This window comes from Pseudoalteromonas sp. APC 3355 (genome assembly GCF_030407615.1).
In the GTDB taxonomy this organism is placed as follows: Bacteria; Pseudomonadota; Gammaproteobacteria; order Enterobacterales; family Alteromonadaceae; genus Pseudoalteromonas; species Pseudoalteromonas distincta.
Genome location: NZ_JASDDB010000009.1, coordinates 114,613 through 123,910, shown reverse-complemented (window position 1 = coordinate 123,910; position 9,298 = coordinate 114,613). Strand labels below are relative to the sequence as shown.

Genomic DNA, 9,298 nt, shown 5'->3' with positions numbered 1-9,298 from the left:
AAATAAATTCGCACCTACGATTTGTATTTTTACTTTGTGTAGGCGAGGTTTATGCCTCTCCTTCACCTTCTTTATTTTTTTCAGCCTCTTTGTACCATAACGCAAAAAAGCATTCTGTTAATTTGTGCTCTATCTCAAGCGCTTTTTCTGTCGGGCAAAACAAGGTAAAGCTTGCTTTAAATTCACCTAAATCGGTTGTACCAAAGTGAATTACCGGCTCTGGACCAGATATTTTTGCATCAAGTTTACGCTCAATCATCGAATTATAACGGCTTGCTACTTCTTGAAACTCTTCGCAGTACAGTTTAGCTTGCTCAGTGAGTGTGTCGTGAATAGGGTACGGGTTAAAGCTCTCTCTTCGGACAATAATAAAATGATGTGTAACAAAGCGTTTTACAAAGTTTAAGTTTTTAATAGAGCTGGTAATCAGCTTATTATTAGGTATGTATATGGTTTTTCTAGAAAATTGATAAGTATGTATATCAATTTCATGCATGGTTGTTTTTATCCAATCCGTTTCAGCTACTTCACCAAAGTAATCACCAACTTGTATCCAATCACCCACTCTAAACGGGCGAGTTGTTACGAGGTAAAAAAAGCCTATTACACACTGAATAAACTCACGCGTTGCAAGTACAATCGCCACAGCAAAAGCAGCAATAGAAAGTGCAAAGTTTTGAATTTCAGTAGACCACACAAATAGCAGCGATATCATCATTACAAAATTAATAAAGTGCTTAATATTGTGTGCGATGTAACGGATGTCTTTTTCTTTTTTTTCTGCGCGACTTTTAGCGAGCTTATCAACAAGCACTTTTAGTACAAATGCAATTGTGATCATTACAATTGAAAGAAGAAACGGATGCAGCAATATATCTTTAGTCATGGTATCCAATTAAACGTGAGTTGATAAAAACAGGCTCAGTATATTGATTTATTAAACCAATTAGCAAATTTAGTGTAAAAAAAGTAACCAATAAAAAATGTAGCTACGTTATTGAGTTACTTGATCAGTGCAATGCTTGTGATTTTTAGCCATTCTTTTTCGGCATATGAGTACAAGCTCAATGGCTGAAATAAAAATCAAAGTATAGCCAAGCGTTTCTATACCTTCTTCAACAATGTTTTTTACCGCACGTACATAGTCATCACCCATTACTGAATGCCAAAATGCGCCTTTGCCCATCATTCGCGAAAATGCGAGTAAAGTAACCATGCCTGATAAGCAAATTCCATAACTAGGAGTGAGGCTATAGGCTTTTAAAGAGTTAAAAGTACTTCCTCTGTTTGTTATTAAATAAACAAACACGCCAGCTAAAATTGAATAGACGATACTTTGCCAAGCGCCATCAAAAAAGTATAAGTCGAGGTAGGTATCAAACTCTCTCACAAACATCATTGCCGATAACGCAGCTAGTAATACAGCCGGTATTTTGAGTTGAAAGTTAATTCGCGAAGCGTAAAAAAATAAAATACAGCTTAAAAAAGTTAAAACATCTTGCATATGTTCGGTAAGAGTTTCTTCACTGTAAAGTGCATCCTGTTTTAATTCAAACCCTTCAAGTTGAATTAAATAAGCAACACCCGCTAGGCATAATAAATAAATAAAAGATCGCAGTAAAAACATAAATAACCAAGAGAAACTATAAATGCGCGGGATTCTAATCGTTAAAATGCTTTAAAGCCAAAACAAAATTTAAACTTTTAACCTTTTTATCGGTCTAAAATTTTTGTTGTTAAAATAACGGCTTAGATGTTTTTTTAATGTTGAATGGATGTTTTTAATGTGACGTTTTAAGTGGTTTGTTGTGCAAAATATAACAAGCATTAAAAAGCCCTTACTAATTACTTAACAAGGGCTTTTTATAATTGAGCGCTTAGAGTTTAGCGCCTAGCGCATCGTTACAAACTCTTCAGAACCTGTTGGGTGAATCGCAACAACGGCATCAAAGTCAGCTTTAGTTGCGCCCATTTTCATGGCAACTGCAAAACCTTGAATCATTTCATCAACCGCAAAACCAATACCATGTAGGCCAACTACTTTTTCGTCTGGGCCGGCACATACAAGTTTCATTTTACAAGGCTGGCGATGTTTAGTTACCGCTGTGTACATAGCTGTAAAACCAGATTGGTAAATCTTAACGTTTTCTTCGCCATACTGAGAAATAGCTTCTTGTTCAGTAAGGCCAATAGTACCAATTGGTGGGTGACTAAATACAACAGTAGGAACTAGGCTGTAATCCATTTTTAAATCATCAGGTAGTTCTTTATTAAATAAGCGTTCTGATAAAGTACGCCCTGCTTTAACTGCTACAGGCGTAAGTTCAATACCGTTTTCGATAATATCGCCAACCGCGTATACATTTTTAGCTGTGGTATTTTGAAACTCATCAACTTTAACAAAACCATCGCTGTTAACTTCTACGCCGGCAGCGGCTACATTAATTGCATCTGTTGTTGGCTGGCGGCCAATGGCCCAAATTACTTGGTCAACGTTATGAGTTTTGCCATTATCTAAATGTAGCGTTACAGAGCCATCATCTTCTTTAACTAATTTATGAGGTACAGATTCTGTATGAAGAGTAGGGCCTTCAGCAGCCATAACATCAACAAGTGTTTCAACTATGTATGGGTCAAAGTTACGAAGTGGAGAATGCTTACGAACAAATAAATGTGTTTCAGTACCTAAACCATGTAATACACCAGCAAGCTCGACGGCTATGTAGCCTGCGCCAATAACTGCAACGCGCTTAGGCTGCTCTTTTAGTTCAAAAAAGCCATTTGAATCGATACCGTGTTCAGCACCTTCAATATGCGGAATGCTTGGGCGGCCGCCTACTGCAATTAATATATGGTCGGCTGTGTAGTGCTCGCCGTTTACTTCAACTGTTTTATTATCTACAAATTTAGCAAAACCTTTAATTACAGTAACGCCATTGCTAGCAAGGCCACTGTCGTAACCTTTATGAATTCGACCTATGTAGGCTTCACGGCTTTCTACTAACTTGCTCCAATCAAAGCCTTTAACTTCAACATTAAAGCCGTAATCTGGGGCATATAAATTAATTGCTTCAGCAACCTGAGCACCGTGCCACATTACTTTTTTAGGTACACAGCCCACGTTTACACACGTGCCGCCCATGTGTTTTGCTTCTATAAGTGCTACTTTAGCGCCACGCATTGCCGCTCTATTTGCAGAGGCAATACCACCACTGCCACCACCGATTGCAATATAATCAAAGTGTTGTGTCATTTTATGTCCTTAGGCGTTGAGTTTTATGCGCATTAGCATAACATTAAGTTTTAAAAATAAAGAGTGTTTAGGTGACCTATGTTTAGTAAAAAAACATTCGAATTTCTTGCTCAGCTTGATCAAAACAATAATAGAGACTGGTTTAACGACCATAAATCACAGTATGAGGAATACGTAAGAGAGCCCGCTTTAGATTTCATTAGGCAAATGCAAGCACCACTTGCTGAGGTTTCTAGCCATTTTGTCGCATCAGATAAAAAAGTCGGCGGTAGTTTAATGAGAATCCATAAAGACGCGCGTTTTAGTAAAGATAAAACCCCATATAAAATTAATGTAGGAATTCAATTTCGCCATTTTATGGGAAAAGACGTACACGCCCCTGGTTTTTATTTTCACTTAGCAAATGACGAATGTTTTGTAGGTGCTGGTATTTGGCGACCAGAATCAAAGGCGCTTAATGCAATTAGAACCTGCATAGACGAAAACCCAAATAGCTATAAAAAAGCAATTTATGATGAGCAATTTAAATCTATATTTGAAATGTCAGGAGAGTCGCTAAAACGCCCACCAAGAGGTTTTGAAAAAGATCATCCCTTAATAGATGAGCTCAAACGAAAAGACTTTATAGCCATTAGCCCACTTACTCAAAAGCAAATATGCAGTAATAACCTAGTTGATACGGTACTAGAACGTTATAAAGTGGCCGACTCATTAATGGGTTATTTGTGTTTTGCTTTAGAGCAACCTTATTAAAATTAAACAACTTAAAAGCGGCTGAGTTGTTTTTTTACTTTTAGACCCAATTTAAAACGTAATGCATTAACGCAAAGAGAGTATTTATGAGCAACCCACTAATTGGCCTTGAAGGCTTACCACCATTTTCAAAAATAAAGCCTGAGTACGTAGTACCAGCACTAAAAGACGGTATTGAGCTTTGTCGTAAAGCCATTGATGACGTGCTAGCGAAAGGCTCGTACACGTGGGATGACTTAGTATTACCCCTTGAAGAAGCGGACGATAAATTATCGCGCATGTTCTCCCCTGTATCGCATTTAAATTCAGTAATGAATAACGACGAATTACGTGAAGCTTACGAGCAGTGCTTACCGTTAATATCTGAATATTCAACATTTGTAGGTCAGCATCAAGGTTTATACAACGCGTATAATACGCTTTATAACAGCGACGAATTTAAAACGCTGACTACAGCACAGCAAAAAACAATTACTAATGCGCTTCGTGATTTTAAATTATCGGGTATTGCATTAGCACCGAAGCAGCAAAAACGCTACGGCGAAATTAGCGCGCGTTTATCAGAACTTGCCTCAAAATTTGGCAACAACGTAATGGATGCCACACTTGCTTGGCACAAACATATTACTGATGAAAGCGACTTAGCTGGCTTGCCAGAATCTGCTTTAGCGCTTGCAGCTGACACAGCAAAAAGTAAAGAGTTAGACGGTTGGGTATTTACCCTTGATTTTCCGTCGTATTTACCAATTATGACCTATGCAGATAACCGCGAACTCCGCAGAGAAACTTACACCGCGTTTTCTACGCGCGCATCAGATCAAGGCCCTAATGCTGGTGAGTTTGATAACTCACAGATTATGAGTGAGGAGCTTGCGCTTCGCCATGAACTTGCACAGTTACTAGGATTTAACAGCTACGCTGAAAAGTCACTGGCAACTAAAATGGCCGAAACACCGGCGCAAGTATTCTCGTTTTTAGAAGACCTAGCGGCTAAATCAAAACCACAAGCAGAACAAGAAGTGGCAGAATTAAAAGCCTATGCTGAGCAAAAACATGGTATTTCTGAATTACAGGCATGGGATTTTGGTTACTACAGCGAAAAACTTAAGCAAGAAAAATACGCTATTTCAGATGAAGTACTACGTCCTTACTTCCCAGCAAATAAAGTATTAAGTGGCTTATTCGAAACCGTTAACCGCTTATTTGGTATTAGCGTAAAAGAAGTTACTGATTTTGATACTTACCACAAAGATGTACGTTTTTTTGAAATTGTAGATAGCAGCAACACCCTACGCGGACGTTTTTATCTCGATTTATATGCACGTGACCGTAAACGCGGTGGGGCGTGGATGGACGACTGTATGGGCCGTAAAGTACGTGCTAACGGCGAACTACAAACTCCAGTGGCTTATTTAGTGTGTAATTTTAATAAAGCGGTTGGCGATAAACCTGCATTGTTTACTCATGACGAAGTGACTACCTTATTCCACGAGTTTGGTCATGGTATTCACCACATGCTTACACAAGTTGATGCTGCCCCTGTTGCGGGTATTAATGGTGTAGCGTGGGATGCGGTAGAGCTTCCTAGTCAGTTTTTAGAAAACTGGTGTTATGAAGAAGAAGCATTGAGCTTTATTTCAGGTCATTATGAAACGGGCGAGCCGTTACCTAAAGAGCTACTTGATAAGCTACTAGCGGCTAAAAACTACAACTCAGGCATGCAAATGCTACGTCAAATTGAGTTCTCGTTATTCGACTTTAAAATCCACAATGATTATAAAGCGGGTGAAGAGTGTCAAATTCAAGCAGTACTTGATGACGTACGCAGCCGTACCTCGGTCGTTAAGCCTCCTGAGTTTAACCGTTTTCAACATGGCTTTAGCCACATTTTTGCAGGCGGTTACAGCGCTGGTTATTACTCATATAAATGGGCTGAAGTACTCTCTGCTGATGCTTATTCTAAATTTGAAGAAGAAGGTATTTTTAACCCGCAAACCGGTCAAGCCTTCATGCAAAACATTTTAGAAAAAGGCGGCAGTGAAGAGCCAATGGAATTATTTAAAAAGTTCCGTGGTCGTGAGCCTAATGTTGACGCGTTACTACGCCACAGCGGTATTGCAGCTTAAAAACTAATATTTAGCACAAACTAAATTAAAGCGCCTAAATGGCGCTTTTTTATTATTTGTAAATTATTATCTAATAATTTTTAGTAATTTCATCCTGTCGTACTATGCTTTTAGCACACCTATTAAAATGGATTAAGGCATGGCAAAGTTGGTATTAGCAATTGATGACGACAAATATGTTCATCATATAATTGAAGAGTCTTTAGCAGGGTTTTGTAAAATAATTCATGCAAAAGATGGCGATGAAGGATTAAGGCTAACCAATAAATATAACCCTGATATTATTTTACTCGATATTGAAATGCCAGATATGTCAGGCTATGACGTATGTAAAGCGATAAAGCACAGTGAAAGCACTCAAGATATTCCCGTTATGTTTCTCTCATCTAAAATAGAGTTAAGCGATCGGGTAAAAGGTTATAGTGTTGGCGCATCTGATTACATTACTAAACCCTTTAACGCAGAAGAGTTAATAGCGCGTATAAAAGTGCTTTACGAATATCGACAGCAATGTGCAAAGCTAAAACTGGATATAGCAAAAGCGAATAAAACAGCGGAAATAGCGATGACAGAGTCGGGCGATATGGGGCGTATAATGCGCTACGTTGGACAAAGCTATCACGCTAATAACTTTCAATCGTTGAGTGAACACTTTTTTGCCTTTTTTGCTCCTTTAAATTTAGATGTTGTGGTTGTGTTTTGGTATCAAGGAACAGGTGTTTTTTACAGTCAGCAAAGCGGTGTATGCCCGTTAGAGCAAGAGCTGCTGGAGCAACACAGACAAGCTCAACGATTTGTTGATATTGGTAGTAGTACTATAATTAATTACCCCAAAGTATCCCTTTTGATAAAAAATATGCCAGTTGATAACGATGCTTTGTACGGACGCTATAAAGATCTGTTCCCGCATATATTAGAAGTAACCAACGAGAAGGTTATTACCATGGAAAGAAGCGAAAGCAGTTATGAGCAGGCAGCTCAAATAAGTACAGCCCTTCAAGATATTGTTAAGCAGTTAACTACTCAAAATATAGAGCAAAACAAAAGTACTAAAGTGTTTATAGAGCAGCTACATGAGCTTGACTGCGCCATTAAGCTACAACAAACACAAGCAAATCCTGCAGATCTCACCTTATATATATCTCAATTAGATCAAACAATGCAGTTATTTGTATCGGCTAATAGTGATTTAGCTTTTATCAAATATCAGCTTAAACAAGTTGCCGAAAGCCGCAATGAGCTTATATCTAATTTACGCACTAAAGCGGAAGCCGCAAAGGTCAATACGAATCATCACAGTGATATAGAGCTATTTTAGTGCTTTAAAGTAAAGCGGTTGATATACTACTGGCGTATTTTATCGTCGGAGTTTATTGTGGTTATTCAGTGTGCTTTTAAAGAGTTACGCCCTTATTTAAATGAATTAGAAACACGCTTTGGTTTAGCCCAATGGGCGCAAAATTGCAGTGGCTTTAGCTTACATTACGACGATAAAGGGTTAAGCCTATTTAAAACCGACGAGCCTAAACTAGGTGCAATTAATGTTGATTTTGTAACCGGTGCTGCTGCCCATAGGCGCAAGTTTGGCGGTGGTAAAGGGCAAGCTATTGCCAAAGCGGTTGGTTTAAATAAAGGTGCAACGCCTGTTGTACTTGATGCTACCGCAGGCCTTGGGCGAGACGGCTTTGTACTTGCCTCGCTAGGGTGCAAAGTCATATTACATGAACGTCATCCGGTTGTTGCAGCCCTTTTATACGATGGGTTAAAGCGAGCCTATAGCGATATTGAAATTGGTGTGTGGATGAAAGAAAACATGAGCCTAATATTTGGCTCAAGCCATACTTTGCTCTCTCAGTGCGAAAGCATGCCCGATGTTGTTTATTTAGATCCCATGTTTCCGCATCGCGAAAAATCAGCATTAGTTAAAAAAGAAATGCGCGTATTTCAAGAGCTAGTTGGTGCAGACAACGACGCTGACGACCTACTTGATTTTGCTTATCCACTTGCCAGTAAGCGTGTCGTTGTAAAGCGCCCCGATTACGCGCCATTCTTAAACGAAAAAACCCCAAGTATGCAAATTAAAACCAAAAAGAACCGTTTTGATGTTTACGTAAAAGCGGCAATGGTTTAAACATCAAAACAAATTGGTGGTTTATCCCTAGAATTTATCTATGTAAGAATCGTTATATTGGCTTTGATCTTAGGATCTAGCCTTTTGAATCTAGGATCTTATTACATTTTCATGTTAGAATTTGCGCAATTTTTTGGCATAGCAAAGTAGCACAGTAATGATCTTAGATGATATTCGCATTGTTTTAGTTAACACGTCACATTCGGGCAATATTGGTTCGGCGGCTCGCGCCATGAAAACCATGGGTCTATCAAAGCTTTATTTAGTTGATCCTGCTTGTGAAATAGACAGCCAAGCAAGTGCTTTAGCTGCAGGCGCAACTGATGTTTTAGGCAATGCAGTTATTGTAGGTACTGTTGAAGAAGCTATCGCTGACTGTACATTAACAATTGGCACAAGTGCGCGTTCTCGTACGCTTTCGTGGCCAATGGTTGAACCACGTGAATGTGGTGAAAAACTCGTTGCTGAAGCTGTAAATGGTCCTGTAGCGCTAGTATTTGGTCGTGAAAACAGCGGCTTAACTAATGAAGAATTACAGCTTTGTAATTACCACGTATGTATTCCTGCTAATCCTGAATACAGCTCGCTTAATTTAGCTATGGCGGTACAAACACTTAGTTACGAAACACGTATGGCGTTTTTAAATCAACAACCTAAAAAGGTTGAAGAAGACGATGCTGTTTACCCAAGCTCAAAACAAACAGAACTGTTTTATGAGCACCTTGAAGAGACGCTTTTCAAAACCGGCTTTATTATCAAACAGCACCCTGGTTTAGTTATGACTAAATTACGTCGTTTATTTAACCGAGCTCACCCTGAAGATGCCGAAATGAATATTTTACGCGGTATTCTCACCTCAATTAATAAGTCTATCCCTAAGTAACTTAGGTATAGCTATTAGTTATAAAAACCAATGGGTAAATAACTAGCTAATACTTGACTAAAATACTCAGGTAATTACAATGGCTATAATACTTGACCAAAGAGGTCAAGTATTGAAAGTTTGTTAACTCTACAATTTAAAAAGTAAGAGTT

8 protein-coding genes are annotated in these 9,298 nt (G+C 38.6%); 5 read left to right on the top strand and 3 right to left on the bottom strand.

Annotated features, from left to right (window positions below):
* Positions 1-49: 49 nt before the first annotated feature.
* The 3 genes from QMA08_RS13140 to gorA form a co-directional block, all read right to left on the bottom strand.
* Entirely contained in the window at positions 50-886 is an 837-nt protein-coding gene (locus tag QMA08_RS13140) for a mechanosensitive ion channel family protein (protein ID WP_024597410.1), read from the bottom strand.
* Positions 887-994: 108 nt separating this feature from the next.
* A complete protein-coding gene (locus QMA08_RS13135; RefSeq protein ID WP_290174686.1) occupies positions 995-1,627 on the bottom strand; it encodes a hypothetical protein in 633 nt (210 codons plus the stop codon).
* A gap of 264 nt (positions 1,628-1,891) precedes the next feature.
* A complete protein-coding gene (gorA, locus tag QMA08_RS13130) occupies positions 1,892-3,253 on the bottom strand; it encodes a glutathione-disulfide reductase (protein WP_039485720.1) in 1,362 nt (453 codons plus the stop codon).
* Between the two features lie 78 nt (positions 3,254-3,331).
* On the opposite strand from gorA, the gene QMA08_RS13125 reads away from it, so the two are divergent.
* From QMA08_RS13125 to trmJ, 5 genes are all read left to right on the top strand, one after another.
* Complete coding sequence (locus QMA08_RS13125) at positions 3,332-4,006, top strand: DUF2461 domain-containing protein (RefSeq protein WP_138488457.1); 675 nt, start codon at positions 3,332-3,334, stop codon at positions 4,004-4,006.
* A gap of 86 nt (positions 4,007-4,092) precedes the next feature.
* A complete protein-coding gene (prlC, locus tag QMA08_RS13120) occupies positions 4,093-6,132 on the top strand; it encodes an oligopeptidase A (protein ID WP_290174685.1) in 2,040 nt (679 codons plus the stop codon).
* A 139-nt stretch (positions 6,133-6,271) separates the two neighbouring features.
* Positions 6,272-7,450, top strand: a complete 1,179-nt coding sequence (locus QMA08_RS13115) for a response regulator (RefSeq protein ID WP_290174684.1) — start codon at positions 6,272-6,274, stop codon at positions 7,448-7,450.
* Positions 7,451-7,507: 57 nt separating this feature from the next.
* Entirely contained in the window at positions 7,508-8,263 is a 756-nt protein-coding gene (locus QMA08_RS13110; protein ID WP_182671023.1) for a class I SAM-dependent methyltransferase, read from the top strand.
* 157 nt (positions 8,264-8,420) lie between these two features.
* The gene (gene trmJ, locus QMA08_RS13105; protein WP_002958423.1) at positions 8,421-9,146 is read left to right on the top strand and encodes a tRNA (cytosine(32)/uridine(32)-2'-O)-methyltransferase TrmJ; all 726 of its coding nucleotides are present in this window, start codon (positions 8,421-8,423) and stop codon (positions 9,144-9,146) included.
* The last annotated feature ends 152 nt before the right edge of the window (positions 9,147-9,298 follow it).

Bases quoted from the DNA above. Each gene is read 5' to 3' on its own strand.
- trmJ (WP_002958423.1), top strand. From the start codon at position 8,421: ATGATCTTAGATGATATTCGCATTGTTTTAGTTAACACGTCACATTCG.
- QMA08_RS13135 (WP_290174686.1), bottom strand. From the start codon at position 1,627: ATGTTTTTACTGCGATCTTTTATTTATTTATTATGCCTAGCGGGTGTT.
- QMA08_RS13125 (WP_138488457.1), top strand. From the start codon at position 3,332: ATGTTTAGTAAAAAAACATTCGAATTTCTTGCTCAGCTTGATCAAAAC.
- gorA (WP_039485720.1), bottom strand. From the start codon at position 3,253: ATGACACAACACTTTGATTATATTGCAATCGGTGGTGGCAGTGGTGGT.
- prlC (WP_290174685.1), top strand. From the start codon at position 4,093: ATGAGCAACCCACTAATTGGCCTTGAAGGCTTACCACCATTTTCAAAA.
- QMA08_RS13115 (WP_290174684.1), top strand. From the start codon at position 6,272: ATGGCAAAGTTGGTATTAGCAATTGATGACGACAAATATGTTCATCAT.
- QMA08_RS13140 (WP_024597410.1), bottom strand. From the start codon at position 886: ATGACTAAAGATATATTGCTGCATCCGTTTCTTCTTTCAATTGTAATG.